Genomic DNA, 26,128 nt, shown 5'->3' with positions numbered 1-26,128 from the left:
GAACCCGCGGGTTCATCTTTTTTTATATTGGCTGAAATCGACCTTCGCCGGGATCTGCTGTCCGGTGAGATCGTTAAAATAGTTATAGGCTGTTTTGTCGGTAAAGCTGCCGTCTGAAAAAAGAATATTCTTTTTTATTTTCACCTGAAGCTCATAAAGAATCCGGGTCAGTTCCTCGGCTTCAGCTTCATCCATTATAAACTTAATCCCATACTCAAAGAGATTGCCCTCCGCTTCCTGGCTCCAAACTGGGGTGCCCAAGGCAATGATTTCTTTTCCTAAAAGAGTCGTGCTAAACTTGAGGGTGAAATCCCGTTCCAGTGGAAACTGGATGTTGGATATAAAGCAAAGCCCACCGGGACCAATATTTTTAATCAGGGCCTTTGAATTTCCCACGTTCATTTTTTTGTCTTTAATTCTCAAAATTGTCAGATCTGTTCGTAATAGATCACGAAAGGCCTGTCTGAAATAGCGTCGCCTTTCAACTTGGGGTTTAAATGTTGTGTTGCTGAGAACCGGTCGGCACTTTCCTTTTTCCAGCAGTTCATCAATTTTCAAAAAGGGAACGGGTCGTGAGTAAAGGTATCCCTGCCCTGAAAAACAATTATTTTCTCTGAGAAATGAAAGCTGATCCCAATTCTCGATGCCTTCGCAAACCAGTTTAATGCGCAACTCCTTGGTCAGATTAATAATCGCCTGGGCAATGATGGCTGTTGTCCTATCTGCCATAATATTCTTTAAAAAGGACGCATCCATTTTTATGATATCAATATTAAAGTACTGCAAGTAACTGAGCGAAGAATAACCGGTACCAAAATCATCCAGTGCGACTTGAATGCCCGCCGACTGGAGTTTTTCAATATCATCAATGGCTTTATAAGCATTTTCGATAATCAGGCTTTCAGTCAGTTCGACGATCAGATATTTGGGATCCATCTCATATTCTGCTAATATAGCGGTAATATTGTTGACAAAATCACGCTCGTAAAACTGGATGCTGGAGAAATTAACCGAAACATAGACCGGTTCGTAGCCCTTCATCATCCAATAACGATGATCTTCACAAACTTTCCTGAGTACCCATTTCCCCATTTCTACAATGGCGCCGGTTTCTTCGGCCAGGAAAATAAATTCTTCCGGCGAGACAATTCCCCAATCCGGATGATTCCAACGAATCAAGGCTTCAACGGCTAAGATCCCATTGTTTTTTATCCGTACCATGGGTTGATAAAAAACCATAAACTGATCGCGTTTAACGGCCATTCGTAAATCGTGGCGCAGTTGGAGCTGTTTATAGTTTTGGATGTTGAGCTCTGAGGAATAAAACCGATAGCCGTTTTTGCCCTCTTTTTTAGACCAAACCAGGGCGATGTTGGCATACTGAACCAACTGTTCAATTTCATCCGGCGCTTGAGCTTCTGTCGTCAACTCGTCCTCTTGCTCCCCATCTTTTACTTGTATTTCGAGCGGATAAACACTGACTCCCACATTCACATTGACATCAAATTCATAGATATCTATTTTAAAGGGACGGTCAAAAAAATTGATAACTTCCAAAACCCTGGCTTCGTAGGACTCCAGGTTAATTAATTTCTCAATGACAATGGCAAACTGGTCTTCAGAATACCGAGAAATCAGGGTATCTTTTCCCAAAAGCCCCCGTAGTCGCATGACAATCTGAACAATCAGCTGTTGCCCGATATTAAATCCCATCGAATGATTGATTTCTTTAAACCCTTCAAAGTCCAGCATTAACACAATCAGGCTTTGCTGGTCAATTGTCGCTTTTAGGCATTTTTCAGCTAGCTCTTTTTTAAACTGATTTTGTTTGGGCAGAGAGGTTGTTTCGTCATAGGATGCCAGCTTTTCTATTTTCCGTTGCATGATGATACGATCAGTTACATCCCGAAAATCCAGAACTAATCCCTGAATGATGGGATGATCCAGAAAATTCTGGATATGAACCTCAAGGTAAATGGGCTTCTCGGTTTTTCTACCAAAGGTAATAATCCCCGTTTCCGGGCTCTCTTTATTTTCCATGGCGCTATGAATCAGGCCCTTTAAATAAGCCGCTTCATCGTGATCATAATAGTTATAGACACTTTTACCGATCATACTCCCGGGATTGTAATTAATAACTTTTTGAGAGGTATCACTGATATATTTAATAATGCCATTCTCGTCAATAATCTCAAAAACCATCCCGGACTCCTGAATGAGCATTCTTGTTCGTTGCTGTATTTTGTCGATCTCCTGCTGTTTGGTTTCGATGGCGCGTTCGAACTCTTTTTTTTCGGTAATATCCTGGATGGTCCCGTAAGCCCGCATCATCTGACCGCTTTCATCAAGCTTAAATTCTGCTACTTGAAAAACATCACGAAAGGTCCCATCTTTTCTAATTACCCTAAATTCAAGTTCAAAAGGATCTTCAGTTAACTGACCGGACATGGAAGCAATAATGATATCACGATCTTCCGGATGCACCCGGCTCATGAAATCTTCAAAGGTTCCCTTAAACTCCCCGGTTGTGATGCCAAAAATGCGGAGCGCTTCATTCGACATGAAATTCTCCTCTTTCCTGACATTCATTTCCCAGCTTCCGATTTTTGCCAGTCGCTGCGCTTGCTCAAGATTCTTTTTAATGAAGCTAATTTCATTTTCCAGTTTTTTAATTTCAGTGATGTCCTGGATGGTTCCCACCAGATCCGTGTTTAGTCCGTCCTTGTTCTTAATGGGCTCCCCTACCAGACGCAGGTATTTAATGGTCCCGTTTCTTAATTGAATCCGGTATTGGAGATCAAATTTTTCACGGGCTAACCGTTTTTGAGTTAACTCTTCTAAAACACAACGATCTTCCGGATAGGTGAAGTCAATTAATTCAATAACGGTCCCTCTAAACTCTTGTGGTTTGAGATCATAAATTCGATAGATTTCGTCAGACCAGAAGAGTTCATTTTTTACCGCATTGTATTTCCAACTGCCTAGGCCAGCAACCTTTTGGCCTAAATTCAGGTTCTCACCCAGCTCTTTTAAACTGTTTTCAATAATTTTTTCACTGGTAATATCCTGAAGCGCACCAATAATTTTTTTTGGCTTACCCATTTCATCCACCAGGGTTCGGGTTTTTTCTTTGACAAATTTTTCATTTCCCTGACCGGTGATAATTTGATATTCCAGTTCCTGATCCTTTCCCAAAAATGCCAGCTCACGTGAATTTTTTACCTTGTTCACATCTTCTTTGCTGACATATTGAAAATAAGACTCCGCATTTTCTCCTAATTGATCAGGAGCTGTCTCAAAAATACGATAATACTCATCGGTAAAATAGACCGTATCATTCCCAATTTCGTAGGTCCAACTTCCCGTTTTCATCATTTCCTGAGCATGACGACGATTCTCGAGGTACCATTGATCCTTTTCCGGTAAAGTTGACGATTCTTTTAATTTTATGCGATTAAATAAGTTATCTAATGCCATCCTGCTCACCACCTCTCCATAACGCCCGGTTTGAGTACATCCTGACTGTAAATCCCATTATTCTCCCATAAATATCCGGCTTCATCTGGTATCAGATGATAGAATTTATAATAGCCAATTTGACGGTCGCCGTTTTTATCCAACCGCAATACCCCGCCAACCCCGCGGAAGCCGTTATTATCGACATAGGTGTTGATTGTTTCCGGGGTTGCAGCGGTGCCTTCAGATAGATAGGCACAACCCAACAGCCAGATCCCATCAAATGAACTGATCAGACTTTCCTTTAGTGGTTCATCGGTTTTCAGTTTGCTATTGATAACATAATAGAGCGGATCAAACTTATCGCCATAGGGGCTAAAGTCGATGGTGGTATAATCAACCGAAGCCGCATTTTGAGCGGCAGTTTGATCAGCCAGCACTGCCTTGGAAAGGGCTGAGCTGTCAGTTCCGTACCATTTCACCTGCAACAGCGGGCTGGCGTCGCCGATACGGCCAAACAAATCGACAATCTCAGCATATGAAACGGTTAATACGGCTGTTCTAGCAGCATCCCCGGTTTCGACAGCCGCCTCAGCCTGGGCCAGCGTCGCACTATAATCATCACTAGCCGGATCGTAAGCCACAGCCATCACATCACCGACAAAGGCCTGTTTCATCAGTTCCACCATATCCGTGCCATAACTATCATCCGCATGGATGATAACCAGTTTGTCAATGTTATCCTGTTTCAGCAAGCCCGACAGGGCTTTGGTTTCGATGCTGTCATTTAAGACCAGCCGATAGATCCGATCGGTCACGCTTAATGAAGCACTGGAGGATAACGGTGAAATCGCCACGATTCCCGCCGCATCGATGATCGGTTTAACCGCTTCCAGTTCGGTACTGTTAATCGGACCGATGATACTTGTAACGCCCTGATCGACCAGCTTTTGGGCCGCCTGCTTCGCCTGTTCGTTATCACTGCCGGTGTCTTCCGCCACCAGCGCTAATTCCAGATCCGAGCCCACCGATGCTGCATAGGTATTGAAACGTGTGATAGCCTGATCCAGAATCATCTGAATATCTTCACCGTTTTCCGAGCGGTTACCCGTCAATGGCAGCAATGCCCCAACCTGAACCTTGCCTCCATCGGCGGCCACTTTCCAGTCAATGGTTTGAATAATCGGCTCACCTTTTCCCAGATCGACAATATGTCCCTTACAGTTCCAGCTATAGCTATCGCCATCTTTAATGCAGATATAGCGCAAGTATTTAGAGCCGCGGGTATCCCCGTTTTCATCCATGGTATTAAAGGAACCAAAGGCATTTCTAAAATTGCCCGCAGCCCTAACCAGATTGGCTTTCAGGGTATCAAAATCGCTCACCTCATCCAGTTCCGGCGCCTGAGCGTAGGTATCTGCCAGCAACCACAGGGCGTCCCAGGTGGTGATGGCATAGGGAGAATAATCAGTGGCACCATTGAGCAATTCGCTGATTACCGGCATTGCATCCAGAGAAACCCCCTTATCTCCAAGGGTCAACCCTTCCATCCCGGTTTTTTCCAGGAAGGCAGCTACCTGAAGATCCGTTAAAATTGCCGGATTACCGATGATATCGGCGCTGGCGAACCATTTCATAGCCGACAGCTGATCATCAGTCATTACCTTTTTAATGAGATCTGCGCCAGTCTGACTGGGGGCAATTATCACCACGGCGGTATTGGTCGCATCCGCACCAGCTGCCAGTGATTTCACGCTTTCCGCTACACTGGCAAGATCTGGATTTTCAGCGGCTATGGCAACCGTTCCGATCACATCCATCCCCTGAGCCGGGGCCATTTGCTGAAGATAGGTATCATATCCCCGACCATAGGTATCATCCACAAAGACGGTAATGAGATGTTTCTTTTTGTAAACCGTATTCATAATCCGGGTCAGACCATCAACCTGACTGGCATCGGTACCCACCATTCGAAAGAAAGTGTCCGACTGAGATAATTCGGTGGCAGTTGCCGATGGACTTAGCAACAGCATCTTGTTGTCTTTGGCATACTGTACTACCGCCAGAGCCTCGTCACTGATCATTGGTCCGATCACTGTGGTAATTCCCGCTGCCTTTAGTGCTTCCAATTCGCTTAAGGCCTTATCCGGGTTACTCTGGGTATCCCGAATCTCCAGTACCATCTGCATCCCACGGTCAGCCAGATAATCATTGACAAATGGCAGCGCCGCATTTAACGCTGTTTCGCCAGCCGTTCCGGTGGCCTTCCAGGTCCCCGTAATCGGCAACAAGACCCCAATTTCAACCGTTCTCTTAGCCTGAACCGATGCTGCTGGCACCATAAAAAAACTAACTCCCAGTGCCAATGCCAAGACAAGGGTTAAAGTAATAATAGACTTTTTCATTTTTCCTCCTTTAAACTGATATTTTCGATTCCTGACTAATTATTTTAAATGTATTACAATCAGTATACGCTCTTATTTTTCGTTTAGCAATCACTTGTTTTATTTCATTTATACTTGCGCAATTTGAATCATTGATGAATACTCTTCACTACAAATAAAAACAGCACCAGGACTCTGGTTTAAAGTCCCGGTGCCGTTTGCTAAAAATGATTGTCAATCAGTAAATTTGCCCGTTTTAAAAAAGCGTCAATTACTTCAAGTTCTTCCCTCGCCAGTCCATCAAGGTAGGAAAAAAGTGGACTGTCATAATGATTATGATACTTTTGATGCGCCCGATAAGCATCTTTTCCTTTCTCAGTCAGATAAAGCCGCATCCTCTTTTTATCCGTTTCATCAATTGCCTTATAGACGACATTCTTCGCTTCCAGCTTTTTAATGGTTTTGGAAACCACCGCTCGGGTAATATTGAAGTTTCTCGCCATCTCCGATACAAAGATTCCCGGAAAATCGCCGATCATCTTGATCATATGAATTTCCCCGCGATAAAAAACCAGATCGCCTCCAAAGTCAAGAACGTTAGTCTTTCCATTGGCAATCTTTTTAACCATTTTTATATATTCACTAATTACAGCATTTACATCTTCTTTCATGAATAAATTATAACCGATGGTTTGGCATAATTCAATTAGTTGACGACATAATTTCCTTTTCACCTTTAATCAGGGCCCAGTGCCTAAAGAGTTTATCACCACATAATTCCGGTAATTCAGTAATGCTGATCTGCTGATACCCAGTCGTTTTCAGCGTTTGCGCAAACTGTACTGAATTGGCATTACGCAGTGGTAACAGCTTTTCAATCGCTTCGGTATAATGACTTGGCATCCTTTCTTTTGCATCTTCTGGACAAAAACACAAAATCCTGCCACCTGGTTTTAAAACCCGCCACCACTCCCTCAGGGTTTCTTCCGGCGTGAAAACCGTCCACATAATCAGACGATTAACGATCACGTCAATACTATCATTCTCAAAAGGAAGCTCATTCCAGTCTCCCTGAATAAAGTCAATGTCCAGGTTAGTTTCATTAGCAATTTCTTTTGCCTGTGCCACCATATTTTCCGCAAAATCAATACCCACACTACGATAACCCGCCTCTGCTGCTAAATGCGCCAAAAAACCAGTGCCGGTTCCCATATCCAAAACTCTCTGGTTTTTATCTTTACCAATATGTTCCACCAGAATTTGTTTCCAAATATCGCGATCTTCGCGCTGATTATGTTTTTTATCATAATGTTTTGCATGCTGATTCCAGACCGTTTTTATTTCTTCATCAAAAGTAGCCATTTTTTTCCTCTTTCATTAATTCTCTAATCCACTACCGTAAAGGCTTTTTTCTGGTTGCTCAGCCCCGGAATGGTATAAATTTTTGCATTTACTTCAAAATAGTCTTTGATATTTGCTTCAGTAATCATTTCGTGACTCGGTCCGAATCCATACTGACCTTTTCCCAGCAGCAAGGTATCATCTGAAATCCGTAAGGCGTGTTCAGGATAATGGGTATTGATGATACAGGAGATCCCCTGTTCGTCTTTGAGCCGCTGGATCAGTTTTAAAACCAAAAACTGGTTTTTGAAATCGAGATGGGATTCCGGCTCATCCATAATCAGAATTTTCGGTTCGTTAGCCAATGCTCTGGCAATATAAACCAGTTGTAATTGTCCCCCACTTAATTGAGAACAAAGTTGATCTTTGAAATCGATGATGCCGACTATGGACAACGCCTCCAGTACCTTTTCCCGGTCCAGCTTTGAAGGCATCCCAAAGATCGACACATGACGGCTTCGTCCCATGGTGACCATATCAAAAACCGAAAAAGCGAAAACAGTTTTATGCGCCTGAGGAACATAGCCAATCCCATCACGATCCAGCATTGAGGTAAACACCTGGCCATCAACCCGGGTTTCGCCTTCCTGCCACTTGAGCAGGCCCATCATGCATTTCAGCAAGGTAGTTTTGCCAATCCCATTTTGCCCCAGGATAGTCATAATCCGCCCTTGTGCAAGTTCAAAACTAATTTGCGAAAGCACCTTATTTTCCGGATGATAGCCATAGCTACCCTTAATTACTGCCAGTTGCATCTCAACACCCCTCTGTTTTCTTGTAAACCAGCGCGAAAAAAGGCGCTCCGATAATGGCTGTCAGAATTCCAATGGGGATTTCAGAGGGGGTTAAAACCCGGGCAATAAAATCCACTGTCAATAAAAATACCGCGCCACATAAACAGGATGCCGGCATCAGATATTTATGGTCTGAGCCAACAATCATTCTGCACAAATTTGGAATAATCAGGCCTACCCAACCGACGATGCCCGCTACCACCACCGACGATGCCGTAATAATGGTAGCCGCGGCAATAATGATCATACGTGTTTTTCCGGGGTTGATCCCCAAGGTTTTGGCTTCTTCATCCCCCAATGTTAAAACGTTTATCCGCCATCGAACAGCGATTAATACCCCAATGCCAACCAAAATCGGTACAATGATTTTACCAAGGTCTTCAAAGGTCGTGTTTGAAAAGCTTCCCATTAGCCAGAAGGTAATCGCCGGCAACTGAGAATCGGTATCAGCCACAAATTTGACCAGCGAAATCAGGGCGTTAAACACGGCCGAAACAATGATCCCGGATAAGAACAGCGCTAAAATTGAGGATTCGTTTTTTAACCGCGAAAGAAGTAGGCTTACTACTACACTTAAAAGCCCAAAAGCAAAAGCCATCGCAGCCGTAACCCCGGTAACTCCATTAGTCCAAAGAATTCCCAGGGCGGCACCAAAACCGGCCCCGGCACTAACTCCCAATACATCAGGGCTGACCAGAGGATTATGAAAACAGCCCTGAAAAGCCGCCCCGCTGACAGACAAACCAGCGCCCACCAGAATAACTATAAAAAGCCGCGGTAGCCGAATGTCAAGTACTACCGTTTTATCAACACTATCAAGAGGACTGCCTAACAGTCCGGACCAGAGCAGCTTTAAAACATGCTCCGGCTCGACATAATACCGACCTAAAAATAGTGAAGCAAAAGAAAAAACGATTAATAACCCCAAAAGCAATACTATAAATGTGTTATTCCTGGTGATTGGTTTCATTGAAATCTTACTTACCGCTACCAGGAATCAAGATAGACTGGATCATTTCGTCACTGAGTTTAATTTCATAACGGCGCTCATAAAACTCCTTCAGAATCGTTTGATATTCATTGTCTGACAGTTTTTCGGGAAAGTTTTTGCTGACCAGCCATTGAATCATCAGCGGTGAGTCAGCACAAGGAGTACCCCAGTTCATAATCCCCACCGGAGTATTATAGATTTTACCGTCTTTGAAAGCCTGAATTTGAGACCAGTCCTGGCCGGCAATCGAACCTGATAAATACTGAGCTGCCGGTAATCCCCGAAAAACATAGACAATATCAGGGTTCCAGGCTAGCAGTTGTTCCATGGTTACTTCAATGTTTTCACCGCTTAGCTCAGCCGCAGCATTAACCAATCCACTTTTCACTAACCAGTCATCCCCATAAGTACCGGCACCACGAACAGTAATCTTATCTCCAGTGTTACTCATAATCATCAGACCTTTTTGTTTTTTGATACTACCGACTTCAGCAAGAATAGTATCGACCTTTTTATTGGCGATATCCCATTCCTGTTGTAGTGAATTGTCATCTTCCAAACCAAAAATTTCCCGCATCAACTGATCAATCTGGACCGACCAGTCTTCGTTAACCTGATTCTTTATAAAAAAGTCCACCACGGGGACCTGAATCGTCTCCAAACCTTTTTTTTGGGTATCTCCATAGACTAAAATAATATCCGGATCAAGCTTTAGAAGTTCTTCGGCATTAGATTCATAGGCAGATGATACAAAGGTCGTGTTGATTTCTTTATTATTGGGAACAAAGTAATCCAATAAAACTTTATTCATTTCGGTCAGAGCGATCGCACTGACACCAACGATATTGTCGGTACTCAATCCGTTGCTGACATAGGTGGATAACAGCGGTGGCGCAATGATCACCACATTTTTAATTTCTGCCACGGCTGGCAGGGTGACTGTTTTTCCAGCCAGATCGGTAATCGTTCGCTCTGATTTTGAAGCCTCGCCGGTTTCATCTTTTTTTGTTTCGCCACAGCCCGCTAACAGACTGACCATCAGCAAACACATACTGATAATTAAGACACGTTTTAATCTGTTTTTCATTCTTCCTGTCTCCTTTAAGATTTAATCAATTTATTTAGTTAGTTTGTTCAGCAGATAGGCCGCTCCACGAAAACCCATTAAACCCGGCTGATCTTCAGTGAACCCGGCAATTTTGGGATGGGCAACCTGAATCCGATCCACGCTCGGCAGGTCTCTGATTTGCAACCCATCTGCCAGAACCAGAACGTCCTGATGACTTCTGAGTTTTTCATAGGCCGACTGACTGATCACCGACAACTCGGTGGAACGGGAGCACCAACTGCTCTTTAGAAAATATACTTCAAGATTCAGCTCGTCTTTAAAAAACTCAGCTAAACCCCGGACGCTATCTTCACGGCCACAAAGTACGATGGTTTTTCCCGAATTCTTTTGAATGACCTGTTCCTTGGCTATTTTCAGTGCTGTTACGGCCTGATGAACGGCGGCATAATCGGCCTTCTGGTTAATAACACGTTCAATCTTCTGCAGCCAGGCCCGGGTTCCTACCAACCCGTAAGGCCGGCCATCAACATAGGGAATCTCGAACCGCTGCTGCAGATCTTGTGCGAGCGCCAGTCCCTCCTGCCGGAGCACCAGATTTACCACCGCCTGCCCGATATTTCTGCAACTGGCGACACTGGTGTTTCCGGAAAGGTTGCAATTAAGTTCCATAGCAAAACACTTTGCCATCATGTCTTCAATTTCAGCGGCTTCGGCCAGATGATTGTATTCATCGGCACAGCAGCCGATGATGTTAAACCGATTCTTTTTAGGCCGATTTTTAGTGGCTATCTGACCCAGTAAACGCAATGCCGTTTCAATCCCCACGGTCCAGTCGTTTTTCAGACCACCTCCTTTAATTGTTATCAGTTTGGCGTCAATGTGCGGTTTGATTTCATGGCAGATGCCATCAAGATCCACCCCGATCACCGCGGCCACTGATGAATCCAGAACCACAATCACTTCCGGGTGAAGGCGCTGATCAATTTCCATCAAGACCTGATTGAGCCGGTCATAGTTACCAAACACCACCACATCCTCATCCATTGTGGTGGTGTAAAAGCTGGCCTGCGCCGCATTCCCGAATTCTTTTAACGATTCCAGCAAATAGCGGGTCGTGCCCTCCGGCCCGAACTCCACAATCACCAGCTCCCTGACGCCGCTGAGGGCCCACAGTAAACCCATCCGTTCCGATGGGACGGGATAATTGTTAGAAAGATACATTCGGCGCACCTCCCGCTAAAACTGATTTGACCGCCGCCAGTGCCCAGGTGATCGCTTCATAGCCGATTTTTCCCGGTGGCACGAGTCGTTCCAGGTGCAAGATTCCCAATTGTTTTAAATAATCCGCCTGTCCAAAACCAATGTATAAATCCGGTAAAAGTTCCGGCATCAGACTGACTGCCGCATTGGGATTGGCTACGTAATTCACATAGGGATCCCAGCCCTGATTGAGAATCCGATCAATCTGCTCCTGACTGTTATCCGTGAGCCGATAGGCGTTAATCAGCAGTGGCACCATTCCCAGGGAGGTCAGAAATGCCGCTGCTTCAAAGGCATCCGGCGGCCGACCACCATTGACAAAGCTTTTCCCGGCCAGCACCTGCCGCGCCTCTTGCAGCTGCAAAACGGTGGTTTGATGGGCTTTTTCGATTATTTTTTGAATCGAGATACCCAAATGTCCCGCCAACTGCTGGTAACCTGACCGGATCTTGTCCAGTTCAAAAGAGGGTTCAAAGAAAACGTAGGGGGTGCCAAACTGGTCTTCCATGGCCATGGCCAGTTCCCGACCGACCTCGCTGGTGACGATATTCAGGGCCGCCGCCGGGGCGCTCTGAAGGGCTTCAATGTTACAGGGTTCCGGAATGATCAGATGAAGCGTAATCCCGTTTTGCGTAAGCAGTCCCAGCAGTTCCGAATCCTTCAGAGAGCCTTCGATTCCGGCATGAAAATTTCGTCCCAGTAGATTAACCGTTCCCGGTTTGACCGTTTGCGGTTTCATCAGCCGGACCATTGCTTTCATGGTCTGGGACACCGCCACCCCAAATTCATTACAGTTTCGGTCATAATGGGCAACATGAATGGGCAGAATCGGAATGCCACATTCCTTTTCGGCGGCTTGACCAATGGCTTCCAGATCTTCACCGATAATTTCAGGAATGCAGGTGCTGACTAAAAAAATAAAACGGATCCGGGGATCTTTGGCGATCTGCAGCAAGGCTGTCAGGATGCCATCGCGACTGCCAAAAATAATATCGGTGTCTTCAAATACACCGGCAAAAAACCGCTCGTAGCCCGGTTCTTCACTGTGGTAGATGCAGCTGTTTCGGGCATACCAGGTGCATTCAGCGGTTCCGACGACCAGGACAGCCGCTTCTCTGATCAGCGGCGCTGCTACGGCCACCCCGAAGGTTGGACAAAAAACCCCACAGGAAATAGCCGCCGACGCCCCATAAATATCCTTATTATGGTTAATTTCTGACAGTCTGTTTAAACGCATGCTGCTGCCCTCCCGGCGGTTTTTTCACAGTTAAACAATTTATCCGCCAGCGCCGCATAGGATCGCGCCTGAGGGCTTTCCGGAAAGGCCTCAATCACGGTTTGATGTAAGGCTTCGGCCTGTTGCACCAGTGGATCGCGTTCAATCGTGTGGAGAATTGCGGTGTCAATTTCCCGGGCGGACTGAGCAACAATAGCCGCTTCATTGACAATCCCCTTCTTATTGAGGATCAGCCCCTTCAGACTGGCATATCCCCGGGAACCAAAAGATCGCACCGCAGCAGCAATATTATCGGCGGCATAAAGCGACATGCTTTCTCCCGAAGTCACAATGCAAACGCTGTCGGCATAGCCATTACGGATCGGCATGGCAAAACCGCCACAGACCACATCTCCCAACACATCGTAAATGACAACATCCGGTTTATAAACATCATCGGCTTTCAATTCAGCCAGTTTTTCAAAGGCCGCAATAATTCCCCGACCGGCACAGCCGATTCCAGGTTTTGGTCCACCGGCTTCGACACAGAGGACCCCGCCACTGCCAGTAAAAACAAGATCAGAAAGTCTCGTAGCTTTATCCTTATCCCGAATCACTTCCAGCACTGTCGGGATGCGTTTTCCGCCAGTCAGGTTGATGGTTGAATCTGATTTAGGATCACACCCGATCTGCATCACTGTTAACCCTTTTTGGGCCAAAGCCGCGGAAAGATTGGACACCGTGGTTGATTTTCCAATTCCCCCTTTACCATAAATCGCTATTCTTTCCAAAATTTACCTCCATTTTTTTCTAAATAAAAAAACCGCAGTTATCATAATGACAACTGCAGCTCCGTATTTATGCTGAATTTAAAACACAAAGAAATGGCATCGCTACACCTTTCTTTGTTCTTCACCTATTCTGTAATCACGCAGAATAAAAGAATATCCACACAGGCAGGTTTTCTGACTCAAGCGTCTTCATTTTTCCTACCTTCCCAAATGATCAGTGGTATTCCTGGAAAAACTCCTCTTATACAGCGGCGGTACCGTACAGGATTTTCACCTGTTTCCCTATTATGCCGGCATTGCTATGCCAGCCACCTCTATTTCTGATTTAATTGTATGCCTAGTATACAACTAACCAGTTACCGCGTCAAGTCTTTTATTTAGTCTCAACAAACATTTCTGATGCCGATTTTACGACAATATCGCCGATATCTTGCAGGGTTAACGTTTATAAAAGGCGACAATTTCTGCGACCACCTGCTCCAGCTCTGGCTCCGAAAGGCTAAAGTATAATGGCAGCCGCAGCAACCGCAGGCTTTCGTTGCTGGTAAACCGGTCGGCACCGTGGAAGCGTCCGAATTTCTGGCCGCCGGGGGTTTCATGGAGGGGGGTATAGTGAAAGGCGGTACAGATCTGATGCTGCTTGAGCCAGTGAATCAGATCATTCCGTTCCTGCTGACTGGCGGTTTTGATATAAAACAGATGACCATTATGCTGGCAGTGATTCGGCACTACCGGCAGCTCAATATAGCCAGCCGCAACCAGCGGTTTTAACCGTTCATAATAGTGCTGCCACAGGTTCAGCCGCTGCTGGTTAACCATTTCGGCGGCTTCCAGCTGAGCCAGAAGATGAGCCGCGTTGAGTTCGCTGGGTAAATAGGAGGAACCCAGATCGACCCAGGAATATTTGTCCACCCGGCCCGCCAGAAAATCATGGCGGTTGGTGCCCTTGTCGCGGATAATTGTGGCCTGCTCGATTAGATCCTCGCGATTAATCAGTAGGGCGCCACCTTCCCCCATGGTGTAGTTTTTGGTTTCATGGAAGCTGTAACAGCCCAGATCTCCGATGCTTCCCAGGGCTTTATTTTTGTAGCTGGCCATCACACCTTGCGCCGCATCCTCCACCACCAACAGATCGTGGCGTCTGGCAATAGCCATAATCGCATCCATCTCGCAGCCAATGCCACCGTAATGGACCGGCACCATCATCTTCGTGCGGGACGTGATAGCGGCTTCAATCAGGGTTTCGTCAATGTTTAAGGTATCCGGTCGGATATCAACAAAGACAATGGTGGCACCGCGCAGGGCAAAGGCATTGGCGGTGGTCACAAAGGTGAAGGCCGGCATGATCACCTCATCTCCGGGCTTGATGCCGGCCAGCAGGGCCGTCATTTCCAGAGCCGCGGTGCCGGAGTTCGTTAAAAAAGCCCCGGGGATCTGGGCGTTTTGACACAACCAGTCCGAACAGGCTTTCGTAAAAGGGCCATCCCCACCAATCTGATGATTTTTAGTGATGGCCGCTTTTATATATTTTATTTCGGTTCCCAAATAAAGGGGCATATTAAATGGTATCATGGTCATTTCCTCTTTTGTCTTAATCTGGTGAATGATTGGGGGCTTGACCGGTTCTTTAAACGTCAATCAAATCCAGGATTTCTTCTTTCAGGGCCAAATAGCTTGCATCCACTTGAACACGTCCGGTGCGTTTATCAACCCGGTCACAAAAATCGACGGTAAATTCCTGAATAATGGTGCCGGGACTTTTGGACATCACCAGCAGGCGGGTGCCCAGCGACAGGGCTTCGTCCACATCATGGGTGATCATAAAAATGGTGTTCTGATCATCCTTCCAGATTTTTCGCACCAGTTGCTGCATATGAATCCGGGTCAGTGCATCCAAAGCGCCAAAGGGTTCATCCAGTAGCAGAATCGCTGGCTCATTGGCCAGTGCCCGGGCCAGCGCCACCCGCTGTTTCATCCCCCCGGACAGTTGAAAGGGCGGCTGATCGGCCACCTCCAGCAGATGCACCTGGGTCAGATAATGGTTGGCAATCCGGGTGATCTCGTCTTTGGGAAGCCCTTTTATTTTAGGGCCAAACTCGACATTTTTGCGGACACTCATCCAGGGATAAAGAGACGCCGACTGAAAAACCACCCCCCGTTGACGGTCCGGCCCTGAAACCGACTGACCCTGCATTAAAAAGGTGCCCTCACTCGGCAGGGTAAACCCGGCAATAACATTAAGCAGGGTGCTTTTTCCGCATCCCGAAGGTCCCAGGACACAGATGAAATCATGCTGATTGATCTTCAGATTTACCCCATCCAGGGCGCGGACGGGTTCGTTTTCGTTGGGGTAATCCACGGTTAAATTGTCAATTTCGATAATCAGCTCGTTTTTCATCTTAAACCATCCTTATTCTAATGACATCTCAATATGCGTTGAATTAATAAAAGCGTCAAATTCTTCCTGGCTTGGTGAATTGTCAATGGATTTCTGGCTTTGCAGAAAATCCGCAGTATCTTTCATGATTTTAGAAAAATTCCCGGGCTTGCCGACAGACCCCATATAATCTGATCCCAGTTGTTCCTCCGGCGTCAGCCAGATTGAACCGGTCATCTGCATCAAAGCATTTTCGGCGGTGATACCCAGTTCAGCCGCTACACTTTCGGCCGCTTCCTGCGGATTGCTGCGGTAAAGATCTCCACCTTCACTGAGGCCTTTTACAAAACCGGCGACCAGATCCGGATAGTTTTTAGAAAATTCTTTTCGAACCAGACAGACATTAGCTGTGACATAGCCTTTTTTTGCCATCTCTGCACTGCTAACCAGGATGCTGCCATTTTTTTCGAGATCACCGAGGGTGGGTTGCCAGGTATAAGCAGCGTTAATATCGCCCCGCTCCCAGGCGGCCACAATTTCCGATGTTTGCATGTCAAGCAGTTGCACCTGATCTTCGATGCCGGCTTCTTTTAAATAATTAAGCAGACTATAATGAGCGGTACTGGCAAAAGGGGTGGCAATCTTCTGACCGACCAGGTCTTCTGGTTTAGTGATATTAGAGCCATTCTTCACCGCCAAACCTTCGATTTCCCCAAGCACCTCATGAATCCAGATCAGTTCCACATCAATACCCCGGGACAAAGCAATAATCCCATTGGTGTTTCCCATGGTGGCAAAGTCGATACTGCCAGAAGCCAGAGCCTTGTTGGCATCTACGCCAGAGTCAAAAACGATAAACTCATAGGGTACACCCAGTTCATTAAAATAAGCGTCAAAGATATCGCGTGTCTTACTCACCGTCTCATCATTGGGTACCCGCAGATAACCGATATTCACTTTCTTTGGTAAGGCGCCCCCATCATTCTGACTTTGACAGCCGCTAAACAGGCCCACAACAATGGCTAAAACCGCCGCCAGCACGAAAATCTTTTTCATTAATTTTCTTTTCATTTCCTAACCTCCTATTGATATCCCTTCCAAAAGACAATTTTCTTTTCCAGGGCCTTCAGCCCTTGATCAATTAGGACTCCCGATATCCCCATAATGATAATGCCAACAAAAATCACGCTACTTTTTAAATACCGGGAAGCATCAATAACCATCCAGCCCAGACCGGATGTGGCCGCAATCATCTCTGCCGATACCAAGGTGGTATAGGCTACCCCCACCGCCGTCCGAATGCTGGTGAAAATATCCGGCAAACAGGCCGGAAAAACGATCTGAAAAAACAAATCCTTTCCGCTGGCTCCCAGAGACTTGGCACTGAGCAGATACTCGACCCGGATATTGGACACCGCCGACACACAGGCAATGTAAATAGGCGCAAATGCAGCCAGATATAAAAGCGTAATTTTAGATGACTCATCAATCCCCAACCAGAGAATAAGCACCACATAATAAGCCAGTGGCGGCAATGGTCGATAAAACTGTACGACGGAATCCACAATCGCTCCAAACTTACTGAAGTAGCCGCTAAATAATCCCAGTGGCACAGCCGTAACAATGGCCAATACTGAAGCAATAAAAAGCCGAAACAGACTGATGCCCAGATGTTCCCATAGACTGATACCATTATAACCGTCTTTAATAATCGCAAAAAAGGTCTGGACCACTTCCCCGGGGGATGGCACAATCAGGCTTGAAACGAGATTAAACCGGGTAATGATAAACCAAACCAGAAAAATAAAGGCCCAGGTCAAAAGCGTCAGCATCCGATGGTTTTTGTCAAAATCCTTCTTGTTCTGCATGCGTCCTCCTGATTTCTGGGCCTTTAGCCTGTTGTTTATTTAAGTCTTATCTTAACAAAAATTATAGTCCGTTACAATGGGTTTGCGATTCTTTATCTGATCATTGAAATATTCATAGGTACAAATTCCCAGGAAGGAACCTGAAATATTAAAAATATTGTCAAAACCCAGCTGTCCCAGCGCCCGAACCATGTTGTAGCTACGTTGGGCGCTACGGCAATGGATGTAAACGGGTTGATCTTTGGGAATCTCAGCCAGTCGCTGACGGAATTGACTTAAGGGGATATTTACTGCATTGATCAGATGACTTTTTTGATATTCATCCGGTTCTCTGGCATCGATGATAAAGGCATTGCTTTCTACCAATTGTCGAACCGCGGTCACCGGTACCTGCTTATAATCGCCATTGAGAATATTGAGGGCAACCATGGCGGCAAAATTTACTGGATCCTTAGCAGTACTAAAGGCTGGTGCATAGCAGAGCTCCAGTTCTTTAAGATCTTCTAAGGTAGCACCCATGGAAATCATCCCGGCAACGACATCCACCCGTTTGGTGGCATTACCCCGACTGACAGCCTGGGCCCCGATCACCTTTCCGGTAGGCACTTCATAAACCAGTTTAAAAAAGAAGGGATTCGCATCAGGCATGATGCCAACAATATCGCTGGGAATCAAGTAAACCATGTCATGGGGAATACCGCATCTTTTTGCCATGGATTCAGTTAAACCGGTAGAGGCCACGTTCATTTCAAAAATCTTGATGCAGGATGAACCAATAACGCCGTTATTTCGGGTTGGTATCCCATACAGATGATCGGCAGCCGCTCTGGCCTGTTTCTGAGCTGGGCCAGCGAGCGCCAACTTTGTTTTCTTGTGGGTCAACTGATGATACACTTCAACAGCATCACCTACCGCATAGATGTTTGGGTTACTGGTCTGATAGTGGTGGTTCACCAGTATCGCTCCAGTTTCACCAATTTCAAGTCCGGCTTGCTGGGCCAGTCGGGTATCTGGAGTGACCCCGATGGCCATTACCACGGCCTGGGCTTTTAGCGTTTTTCCGGATTCCAAAACGACTGCATCGTCACCAATGGTCGCAATGGCATCTTCTAAAATCAGTTCTACCCCATTGTCCATCAGCTCTTTGTGGAGAATCTGGACCATGTCGTAATCGAGGGTACACATGATCTGATCAGCTTTTTCTACCAGGGTAACATTAAAACCAGCCGCTGCCAGTTTCAGGTTTTCGGCAACCTCTACTCCAATAAAGCCACCACCAACAACAACCACATCTTTGACGCCATTCTGAACAAACTTATTGATCTTATCAATATCTACCACATTTTTGACCGAAAAAACATGGGCTTTGTCATAACCAGAAATTTTAGGTACGATTGGGTTGGCCCCAGGTGCCATAAACAGGACATCATAGCTTTCTTCATATTCTTTCCCGGCCAGCAGATCCTTAACCTGAACGGTCTTCTGCTCAGGCTTGATCCCAACAACTTCCTGGTTAACCCGGGCGGTAATATTATATTGTTTTTTAAAGACATCCGGTGTCATCAACACCAGATCTTCACTATTTTCAATCATACCACTGAGGTGATTGGGCAAACAACAATTTGAAAAGGATACGTTTGGTCCTTTTTCAAACATAATAATCTCTGCGGATTCATCCAGTCTTCGTGTTCGCGCCGCTACTGAAGCACCTCCAGCAACACCACCGATAATAACTACTTTTTTACCCATTTGTCTTCTCCTTATATGTAGATTTTTTGCATTTACAACGTTCTATGTTTTTCTGCCAAGCTACTATTTCTGATGTCGGTCCGGGGGAATAATATTAACTTTTCCAGCAAAGACTTTCAGGGCTAAAAATCCACCCAGAGCCAGTGTCACGAAGAATCCCCACCCGGAAAGTGAGAAATTGCCAATTCCTGAAAACAGGGCACCGATATTACAACCACCAGCCAGTCTGGCACCAAAGCCCATTAAAAAACCACCGATTAAGTAATAAACAACATCTTTTAATTTAAAGTGTCGGTCAAATGCGAAGCGTCCTGCCAAAAGAAAAGCGATGGCCGCACCTAGAATAATACCGATATTTCGCAAGGAACCGGGATCATTTAAGATTCCGCCATTGGCAGTTGCTACATAGTCTGCAAAAACCGGTGCCGTAAAATGAATCCCAAACATCTGTAAGAAAGCCACGCCCCAGGTCACAAACGGTCCGGTCACGCCCCAGCTATGTCCGGTTGAGATTAAGATGAAGCCAAACATAATCGCCAACAAAATACCGCCAGTCATAAAGCTCCAACGTTGTACAAAAATTTTATGAAAAGTGGCATAACTAAATAGTTTAAACGGTTCTTTATTAGGAATAGGCAATTCCTGATCTTCATAAACGGTCTTTTCATAGTAGCCTTCTTTTTTGCGGAAATTCTCATACTTACGTACTACCAGATAGAGTATACCCAGAAGTGCGACTGAGAAGATCACCGCTCCCACATAGCCCATCACATCCGGCAGATAAAGCTTCATCCCAATCTGTCCGATGGCGGAATTGTTTAAGGCATCCTGGGCCATCAGTCCGGGCAGAGAGCCCAGCACAAAGGTCGTCATCGCGATCATCGACCGGCCGGCTCCTTCGCCTAAGTCACTAAGTGTCCCAGAAGCACAGCCCCCCGCTAACATCATGCCAATACCAAAGAGAAAACCACCCAATAGAACGGAAACATTTAAAAACTTGACAGAACTAAGTCCCGGGGGATCGATCCCCATCATCGTAGCAGAAAACTGAATTCCAGCGGCCAGCACCATAGAAATAGCAAACATTACCAGCAGTGCGGTACTGAGACTGCCTTCGCCAGTCACATAAATCCGTTTAAATCCGCCAGCAAAACCGTAGCGGGACCGCGTTAAAACGTAACCCAGTGCTAAACCAGTGATTAGAAACAAGGTCAGTTTCTGATCCACATTGCTTTTGAGAGCCCCGAAAAGAATAACTGCAATTAATAAAACCAGGCCAATATAAGGCTGTACGCGTTGCTTTTTACTTATATCAATTGTTTTGGGAATGTCGACTCGATTGGAAATATCCATAACTTTACCTCCTATTAGGTTAAAACAAACATGAAGTGGCAAGATGCCACTTCATATTTAGTATCTGAATGATCAATTAATTGGTAACCAGTGGGTAGCCTTTGTTCACCCAACCAGCGGTTCCGGTAGCAGCTGTTCCAGCGCCAGAATTGAGGGATACGGCATCATAGCCCAGTAATCGTAGTCCCGCTACGGTCTGTCCGGCGGTTTGTCCGGTGTAACAATAGACAATAATGGTTTTGTCAGTTGGCAGGGTATCAAACTCAGTTTCCATGCCTTTACCAAAAGGAATGTTGGCTGCGCCTTCAATATGGCCTTTGGCAAAATCTTCTGCTTTTCTGACATCCAGGAAGGTGATGGTTTCGTCTTTGGCGTCCATCGCGGCTTTCGCATCATCCTCGGTAATTTTGTAGTTGGCATACTTGGTATCTGCTACATCTTTAAGACCGGCATAATAAGCAACAATGGCTTCTTGAATATCAGGATCAATTACCGTTTTCACAGAATCATCAAAAGCGTTGGGGGTTGTTTCAATCACGGCATCAACACCTTCAACCTTGGAAATCCCCAGCTTATAACCAAGATTTACCGATTTTGTCTCAAATCCGGCCAGGTTTAAAAGTAACACCGTCTGTCCTGCGGTTTGTCCGGTAACACAATAGATCATAACCGGCTTATCAGCAGGAATCTTATTCAGATTTTCAGCCAGGTTGGGACCCCATGGCATACTAAGGGCTCCCTTTACATGTCCCTCGGCATACGCATCGGCACTGCGAATATCGATGATGGTCATCTCTTCGCCAGCTTTTACCTTATCGATAAAGGCAACCTGATCAATTTTATTGATGTCTTCAGGCATGTTGGCAAAATACTCATTGGTAGCTGTCACCACTGCATTTGGTTCGTTACTGTCACCTGATTGGGTACTTCCAGTTGTTGCCGGCGTACAGGCACTGACAAACATCATGGTGGCGATTAAGGCCATTAATACAAAAATACGACTTCTCTTTAACATTTCTTTTCCTCCAGATCGTTAATTATTTAATTAACAACATTGTAACCGATAATCAAGGGGTTTGGTTCACGGACTTTGTAATGCTGTATTAATGTTATTAATGGCAGTCACAAAACGTTGCACTCATGACTGAGCGCACCGTCTAATTGTAGAATTGCTGTTTGTCGCGTGATCCTTTCCCAGCTTTGTGTTATACTCAGTTAAAAGCAACTGGCCGGTTCTGGCTTGTATCTGCAAATCCATTTGAGGTACCTTTGATGAAAAGCAGCAATAATAAACATAAAAAAAATGCGCTAAAAATAAAAACAGCGCTTAAACAACTGGCCCGGCCAAATAAGGCGATCTATTGGTATCTGGGGCTTTATTTTCTTGTCAATCTGGTGTTGCTAACTACTTTTCCCTATGTTCATTCTGACGAGTCGTGGCTCAGCGGGTTATCCCGACATATCGCAGTAACCGGTGATATCGGTGTCACTGAGCCTTTTTTTAACATTTATGAGCGCTATCCCCATGCCATCCGGCTACTGTTTCATCTGCTCCAGGCCGGGTTTATGCAGGTGTTCGGATATCAGATTTTTACCTTCCGTCTAATTTCTCTGCTTTTTTCAGTGGGAACCCTTTACTTTTTCTATCAGCTCAGCCGGCTTTTTTGTCTTTCTGATGGTACAGCACTGCTGGCCACCCTCTTGTTATCTCTGGACATTCAGTATCTTTACGCCTCCCATCTTGCCCGGCAGGAAATTATTATTCTATTTATTCTGGTATTGGCCTTGTATCTTCTGATTAGCCGAATCGCTACCCATCACTTAACGGATGATCTGTGGCTGGGGTTAATTGTCGGTTTGGGGATTGGGGTTCACCCCAACAGTTTTATGGTGGCTTTGACCATCGGCCTATGCTATCTTTACTTTGTCTATCAGAAAAAAATTACTTTTAAGAATCTAACTCTGGTGGTTCTGGTAGTAGCCCTGTCTGCCCTTTTTTTTATCGGCATCAGCCTGACCATGGATCCGGATTATTTGGTACACTATCTCCAGCAAGGTAAAAATTTTGGAGTTGGTGATGGATTACCGGGCAAGTTACAGGGTTTTCTGATTTTTTATCGGCACCTGTTTACCCAATTTAGCATCGAGTATTATATGCCCAATATCCGTTTTCAACTGATCGTCTTTGGGCTGGTGCTGTTACTTAGCCTGCTACTCTTAGCAAAGCACCGATCTTGCCCGCGTTATCTAAAACTAAAGCTCCCCCTGCTGATCGTATTTGGGGTTAATCTGGGGATTTTTCTAATCGGCCGATACAATGTCACCAGCATTGTCTTTGTCTTTCCTCTAATGTACCTACTAACTGTGCTGCTACTAGAAATTACTTATCCCCAACAAATGATTTCTGACCAATGGTATCCCGAACAAATGTTAAGCAAACCCAAGCTACCAGAAAATAAAAAAAAGCCGTTACCCGGACTGTTAGTCCTGATAACCGCTGTGCTGACACTAACTGGGCTGCAACCCACAGCCAGTCCCTATTCTGTCTATCTCAGCCAAATCCAGGCTGCCATTCCCGGACGTCCGAAAATTCTTGGCAATTTAAACGCCGAGTATGCCTTTGCCGATGGCCAACTAATTGACTATCGGAATCTGCAATACCTCGATGACCGGGGAATGACCTTTGCCGACTACATTGCCAAACAGCAGATTGAGTACATCATCTATTATGATGAACTGACCTTTATCACCAAAAATCATCCCGCCTATGATGTAATGTACGGCGATATCACCCCGGTTTTTGCTGAAATGACCACCTTTCTTGCTGAGCACTGCGAAGAAATCACAGTATTTAGTAACAGCAGCTACGGCACCAATCTGGCTCCCCTGATTGATACGAAGCCCTGGCAGATCCATATTTTCAGGGTGAAAGCAGGGCCGTAATTTCGGCCACCCGGGTCTCACTGACATTGCGGGACTGATTTTTTATTACCGCTGCCACGGTACCGGCTCTTAGCACGACAATCCGATCGGCTAAATAAAGAGCTTCCCGGATATCGTGGGTCACAAAAACTGTAGTGGCCCGGGTTTCTTCTTTAATCTTCAGCAGGGTGTCCTGGAGATCCCGTTTGGTTTGGACATCCAGACTGCCAAAGGGCTCATCCATTAACAATAACTGGGGTGATAACACCAGGGCCCGGGCCAGAGCCGTCCGCTGCTTCATCCCGCCGGAAAGCTGATTGGGATAATAATCACCAAAATCGGACAGGTTTACCATCGCCAGATAATGGTCCACACGAGTTCGTATTTCCTGATTCGTTAGCCGATCCGGCGCTTTTTTTAGCGGAAATTCAATATTATGTCGGACTGTCTGCCAGCTAAACAACTGATCAAACTCCTGAAACACCATAATACATTGGCGACTGGGTTTTTCGACCAACAAACCATTTAGTAGAATCTCTCCCTGATCACCTTTGACAAATCCACCAATCAGGTTAAGCAGCGTGCTTTTGCCGCAGCCGGAAGGGCCAATGACACAGATCAATTCTCCCGGCCAAATTTTTAGGCTGAGATTATAAAGGACCTGATAGTCCTCATAAGATTTGTTCAGTGAGCGAATTTCAATGATTGGCTTCATGCTACACCCCATTTATTGATGGTATTTTTCTCAATTTTCCCAAAGACAAAATCTTCCACAAAAATTCCCACTGCAATGATTATCAGAAGCCCGGCATATACACCGGCCGTATCCATAAAAACCCGTTTATTAAAAATATACCAGCCGATCCCGCCGATACCCCCAGATGCCCCAAAAATCATTTCGGCCGAGATGGCCGCCCGCCAACCCCTGGCCCAACCAATTTTAAGACCAGCAAGCAAATAAGACAGCGACGCCGGAATAAAGATCCGGAGGATGCTCTGGAAGGTATTAAACTCATAGTTCTGACCGATTTTTTTATACACCTCGGGAATGGCCTTAAAGCCGGCAGTCATATTGAGAATCATCGGCCATAAAACCGAATGGACGATGATAAACAAAATGGCCATACTGCCAGTACCAATCCAGAGAATGATCAGTGGCAACAGCGCAATTCCCGGTAAGGGATGAAAAATGGAAACGCAGGTGTCGGTAAAACTGGCAAACACCGGACTCACCACTGACAGAAATGACATCAGAAAAGCCAACACCACACCAATCCCAAGACCGATTACGATCAAGCCCAGGGAAAAAAGCATCTGTAGCAGGATGTCACCATTGATGATCGAATCAATCAAGGCCGTGAAAATCAATTCCAGCGATGGAAACGCCAAAGGGTTCACCAGCGCGAGTTTTGCCGTTAATTCCCAGGCCAGCAGCATGAGCGCAATCCATATATATTTTGAATAAGGCTTTAAAAAAAGCGCTTTAATCTTCATAATCGGTATGCTCCCAAACGACCGACTCCGGGCTTTCGTAACTTTTTTTCAGATAGCCGGTTTTAAGCATAAAATCCGAAAAGGTCTGAAGACCTTTGACGGTGGTGCTGTATTTTGTATCAGCCGCACTCAGATAGGCCAGCACTTCCGCTTCCGGCAGCTCATAGGTTTCACTGAGAATTATCGCTGCCTCCTGGGGATGGTCATTAATAAAGGTAATCGCCTCAGCGACCGATTGATTAAAAGCAGCATAAACTTGCGGGTTTTGATCGTGGAGTTTTTTAGTCGTCACGCCCACAATAAATGAAAACTCGTCACCAAAGGCTTCGTTACCAGAGATAATCTGATGAAATCCTTCGGTGCTCAGTTCTTTTTCCAGATACGGAGTGGAGGTAAAATGAGCGGTCACATCACTACCTGAAAGTAAGGCATTCATCCCATCCGGATGCGACAGGGTTAGCAGATTATTGTCTAGCTTCTGGGGATTGCCAAAGTCCCGGTCACAGGCCATAGCCAGCAGAATATGCTGAACGCTGCCCGGTTGTGGTAGTGCAATGCGGTCCTTTTCGCCCAGTTCAGCCAGACCACTGATACTGGTTTTAGTTACCAGCCCGGTGGGCACCGATGAGAGGCCCGTAGCAATTTTCCAGTCCATGCCGTTATCCCAGCCAATCAGAAATGGCGGGATGGCCATAAACCCGGCGTCCAGGCGATCGGCTACCATCGCTTCCCGAATGGCCGCGGTATTACTCATTTGTTCCCATGAAATATCAATCCCCGGGCAATTTTTTTCCAGTAGTCCCTGTGCTTTCATAATTTGGACTGGTGCATAGGCAATCCCATATTGTTCGGCGATGCGGATGGTTTTTTCGCCACCAGCCGTTTCTGTTTTGGCACAGCTAGTTGTCAGTAACAGCGCCATCATAGATAAGATAATTACAAACTTTTTCAATTGTTTCCCCCTTTTTTTATTAGTCAGTACACTAACACTTATTCCTGCCGC

21 protein-coding genes and 1 riboswitch are annotated in these 26,128 nt (G+C 45.7%); of the genes, 1 reads left to right on the top strand and 20 read right to left on the bottom strand.

Features of this window, described 5'->3' with window-relative positions:
• Window positions 1–12 precede the first annotated feature (12 nt).
• From ACIZ62_RS08280 to ACIZ62_RS08200, 17 genes are all read right to left on the bottom strand, one after another.
• Entirely contained in the window at window positions 13–3,477 is a 3,465-nt protein-coding gene (locus ACIZ62_RS08280; RefSeq protein ID WP_414151679.1) for an EAL domain-containing protein, read from the bottom strand.
• A 5-nt stretch (window positions 3,478–3,482) separates the two neighbouring features.
• The gene (locus ACIZ62_RS08275) at window positions 3,483–5,861 is read right to left on the bottom strand and encodes an ABC transporter substrate-binding protein (RefSeq protein ID WP_414151678.1); all 2,379 of its coding nucleotides are present in this window, start codon (window positions 5,859–5,861) and stop codon (window positions 3,483–3,485) included.
• Between the two features lie 200 nt (window positions 5,862–6,061).
• Window positions 6,062–6,511, bottom strand: a complete 450-nt coding sequence (locus ACIZ62_RS08270) for a MarR family winged helix-turn-helix transcriptional regulator (RefSeq protein ID WP_414151677.1) — start codon at window positions 6,509–6,511, stop codon at window positions 6,062–6,064.
• Window positions 6,512–6,542: 31 nt separating this feature from the next.
• Window positions 6,543–7,202, bottom strand: a complete 660-nt coding sequence (locus ACIZ62_RS08265; RefSeq protein ID WP_414151676.1) for a class I SAM-dependent methyltransferase — start codon at window positions 7,200–7,202, stop codon at window positions 6,543–6,545.
• Window positions 7,203–7,225: 23 nt separating this feature from the next.
• The gene (locus ACIZ62_RS08260; protein WP_414151675.1) at window positions 7,226–7,996 is read right to left on the bottom strand and encodes an ABC transporter ATP-binding protein; all 771 of its coding nucleotides are present in this window, start codon (window positions 7,994–7,996) and stop codon (window positions 7,226–7,228) included.
• Window position 7,997: 1 nt separating this feature from the next.
• Window positions 7,998–9,005, bottom strand: a complete 1,008-nt coding sequence (locus ACIZ62_RS08255) for a FecCD family ABC transporter permease (protein ID WP_414151674.1) — start codon at window positions 9,003–9,005, stop codon at window positions 7,998–8,000.
• Between the two features lie 7 nt (window positions 9,006–9,012).
• A complete protein-coding gene (locus ACIZ62_RS08250; protein WP_414151673.1) occupies window positions 9,013–10,113 on the bottom strand; it encodes an ABC transporter substrate-binding protein in 1,101 nt (366 codons plus the stop codon).
• A gap of 30 nt (window positions 10,114–10,143) precedes the next feature.
• Entirely contained in the window at window positions 10,144–11,316 is a 1,173-nt protein-coding gene (locus ACIZ62_RS08245) for a nitrogenase component 1 (RefSeq protein ID WP_414151672.1), read from the bottom strand.
• Complete coding sequence (locus tag ACIZ62_RS08240; RefSeq protein ID WP_414151671.1) at window positions 11,303–12,592, bottom strand: nitrogenase component 1; 1,290 nt, start codon at window positions 12,590–12,592, stop codon at window positions 11,303–11,305. Before ACIZ62_RS08240 ends, ACIZ62_RS08245 begins: the two co-directional genes overlap by 14 nt.
• Window positions 12,583–13,362 (bottom strand): AAA family ATPase, encoded by a 780-nt coding sequence (locus ACIZ62_RS08235; RefSeq protein ID WP_414151670.1) that lies wholly within the window; start codon window positions 13,360–13,362, stop codon window positions 12,583–12,585. The genes ACIZ62_RS08240 and ACIZ62_RS08235 overlap by 10 nt, the downstream gene beginning before the upstream one ends.
• A 146-nt stretch (window positions 13,363–13,508) precedes the next feature.
• Window positions 13,509–13,693, bottom strand: a riboswitch (cobalamin riboswitch).
• Window positions 13,694–13,800: 107 nt separating this feature from the next.
• On the bottom strand, window positions 13,801–14,934 hold the full coding sequence (gene rffA, locus ACIZ62_RS08230; RefSeq protein WP_414151669.1) for a dTDP-4-amino-4,6-dideoxygalactose transaminase: 1,134 nt from the start codon (window positions 14,932–14,934) through the stop codon (window positions 13,801–13,803).
• A gap of 55 nt (window positions 14,935–14,989) precedes the next feature.
• Window positions 14,990–15,760, bottom strand: a complete 771-nt coding sequence (locus ACIZ62_RS08225; RefSeq protein ID WP_414151668.1) for an ABC transporter ATP-binding protein — start codon at window positions 15,758–15,760, stop codon at window positions 14,990–14,992.
• 12 nt (window positions 15,761–15,772) lie between these two features.
• Window positions 15,773–16,810 (bottom strand): ABC transporter substrate-binding protein, encoded by a 1,038-nt coding sequence (locus ACIZ62_RS08220; RefSeq protein ID WP_414151667.1) that lies wholly within the window; start codon window positions 16,808–16,810, stop codon window positions 15,773–15,775.
• A gap of 11 nt (window positions 16,811–16,821) precedes the next feature.
• The gene (locus tag ACIZ62_RS08215; RefSeq protein WP_111887050.1) at window positions 16,822–17,607 is read right to left on the bottom strand and encodes an ABC transporter permease; all 786 of its coding nucleotides are present in this window, start codon (window positions 17,605–17,607) and stop codon (window positions 16,822–16,824) included.
• A 51-nt stretch (window positions 17,608–17,658) separates the two neighbouring features.
• Entirely contained in the window at window positions 17,659–19,356 is a 1,698-nt protein-coding gene (locus ACIZ62_RS08210) for an FAD-dependent oxidoreductase (RefSeq protein WP_414151666.1), read from the bottom strand.
• A 63-nt stretch (window positions 19,357–19,419) separates the two neighbouring features.
• Entirely contained in the window at window positions 19,420–20,709 is a 1,290-nt protein-coding gene (locus ACIZ62_RS08205; protein WP_414151665.1) for a YeeE/YedE family protein, read from the bottom strand.
• A 76-nt stretch (window positions 20,710–20,785) separates the two neighbouring features.
• Window positions 20,786–21,724, bottom strand: coding sequence for a rhodanese-like domain-containing protein (locus tag ACIZ62_RS08200; RefSeq protein WP_414151664.1), 939 nt, complete (start codon window positions 21,722–21,724; stop codon window positions 20,786–20,788).
• Between the two features lie 257 nt (window positions 21,725–21,981).
• Here ACIZ62_RS08200 and ACIZ62_RS08195 point away from each other — a divergent pair, with 257 nt between their 5' ends.
• Entirely contained in the window at window positions 21,982–23,652 is a 1,671-nt protein-coding gene (locus ACIZ62_RS08195; protein WP_414151663.1) for an ArnT family glycosyltransferase, read from the top strand.
• Here ACIZ62_RS08195 and ACIZ62_RS08190 read toward each other — a convergent pair.
• From ACIZ62_RS08190 to ACIZ62_RS08180, 3 genes are read right to left on the bottom strand one after another with little or no spacing between them, the layout of a single operon-like run.
• Window positions 23,630–24,346 (bottom strand): ABC transporter ATP-binding protein, encoded by a 717-nt coding sequence (locus ACIZ62_RS08190; RefSeq protein WP_414151662.1) that lies wholly within the window; start codon window positions 24,344–24,346, stop codon window positions 23,630–23,632. The two genes, ACIZ62_RS08195 and ACIZ62_RS08190, sit on opposite strands and share 23 nt — an antisense overlap.
• On the bottom strand, window positions 24,343–25,125 hold the full coding sequence (locus ACIZ62_RS08185) for an ABC transporter permease (RefSeq protein ID WP_414151661.1): 783 nt from the start codon (window positions 25,123–25,125) through the stop codon (window positions 24,343–24,345). Before ACIZ62_RS08185 ends, ACIZ62_RS08190 begins: the two co-directional genes overlap by 4 nt.
• On the bottom strand, window positions 25,115–26,077 hold the full coding sequence (locus tag ACIZ62_RS08180) for an ABC transporter substrate-binding protein (RefSeq protein WP_414151660.1): 963 nt from the start codon (window positions 26,075–26,077) through the stop codon (window positions 25,115–25,117). The genes ACIZ62_RS08185 and ACIZ62_RS08180 overlap by 11 nt, the downstream gene beginning before the upstream one ends.
• Window positions 26,078–26,128: the final 51 nt, after the last annotated feature.

The sequence above is a fragment of the Acetobacterium carbinolicum genome (genome assembly GCF_047456275.1).
Taxonomy (GTDB): Bacteria; Bacillota; Clostridia; order Eubacteriales; family Eubacteriaceae; genus Acetobacterium; species Acetobacterium carbinolicum.
This window is presented reverse-complemented; position numbering and strand designations above follow the sequence as displayed.

Bases quoted from the DNA above. Each gene is read 5' to 3' on its own strand.
- ACIZ62_RS08280 (WP_414151679.1), bottom strand. From the start codon at position 3,477: ATGGCATTAGATAACTTATTTAATCGCATAAAATTAAAAGAATCGTCA.
- ACIZ62_RS08275 (WP_414151678.1), bottom strand. From the start codon at position 5,861: ATGAAAAAGTCTATTATTACTTTAACCCTTGTCTTGGCATTGGCACTG.
- ACIZ62_RS08270 (WP_414151677.1), bottom strand. From the start codon at position 6,511: ATGAAAGAAGATGTAAATGCTGTAATTAGTGAATATATAAAAATGGTT.
- ACIZ62_RS08265 (WP_414151676.1), bottom strand. From the start codon at position 7,202: ATGGCTACTTTTGATGAAGAAATAAAAACGGTCTGGAATCAGCATGCA.
- ACIZ62_RS08260 (WP_414151675.1), bottom strand. From the start codon at position 7,996: ATGCAACTGGCAGTAATTAAGGGTAGCTATGGCTATCATCCGGAAAAT.
- ACIZ62_RS08255 (WP_414151674.1), bottom strand. From the start codon at position 9,005: ATGAAACCAATCACCAGGAATAACACATTTATAGTATTGCTTTTGGGG.
- ACIZ62_RS08250 (WP_414151673.1), bottom strand. From the start codon at position 10,113: ATGAAAAACAGATTAAAACGTGTCTTAATTATCAGTATGTGTTTGCTG.
- ACIZ62_RS08245 (WP_414151672.1), bottom strand. From the start codon at position 11,316: ATGTATCTTTCTAACAATTATCCCGTCCCATCGGAACGGATGGGTTTA.
- ACIZ62_RS08240 (WP_414151671.1), bottom strand. From the start codon at position 12,592: ATGCGTTTAAACAGACTGTCAGAAATTAACCATAATAAGGATATTTAT.
- rffA (WP_414151669.1), bottom strand. From the start codon at position 14,934: ATGATACCATTTAATATGCCCCTTTATTTGGGAACCGAAATAAAATAT.
- ACIZ62_RS08225 (WP_414151668.1), bottom strand. From the start codon at position 15,760: ATGAAAAACGAGCTGATTATCGAAATTGACAATTTAACCGTGGATTAC.
- ACIZ62_RS08220 (WP_414151667.1), bottom strand. From the start codon at position 16,810: ATGAAAAGAAAATTAATGAAAAAGATTTTCGTGCTGGCGGCGGTTTTA.
- ACIZ62_RS08215 (WP_111887050.1), bottom strand. From the start codon at position 17,607: ATGCAGAACAAGAAGGATTTTGACAAAAACCATCGGATGCTGACGCTT.
- ACIZ62_RS08210 (WP_414151666.1), bottom strand. From the start codon at position 19,356: ATGGGTAAAAAAGTAGTTATTATCGGTGGTGTTGCTGGAGGTGCTTCA.
- ACIZ62_RS08205 (WP_414151665.1), bottom strand. From the start codon at position 20,709: ATGGATATTTCCAATCGAGTCGACATTCCCAAAACAATTGATATAAGT.
- ACIZ62_RS08200 (WP_414151664.1), bottom strand. From the start codon at position 21,724: ATGTTAAAGAGAAGTCGTATTTTTGTATTAATGGCCTTAATCGCCACC.
- ACIZ62_RS08195 (WP_414151663.1), top strand. From the start codon at position 21,982: ATGAAAAGCAGCAATAATAAACATAAAAAAAATGCGCTAAAAATAAAA.
- ACIZ62_RS08190 (WP_414151662.1), bottom strand. From the start codon at position 24,346: ATGAAGCCAATCATTGAAATTCGCTCACTGAACAAATCTTATGAGGAC.
- ACIZ62_RS08185 (WP_414151661.1), bottom strand. From the start codon at position 25,125: ATGAAGATTAAAGCGCTTTTTTTAAAGCCTTATTCAAAATATATATGG.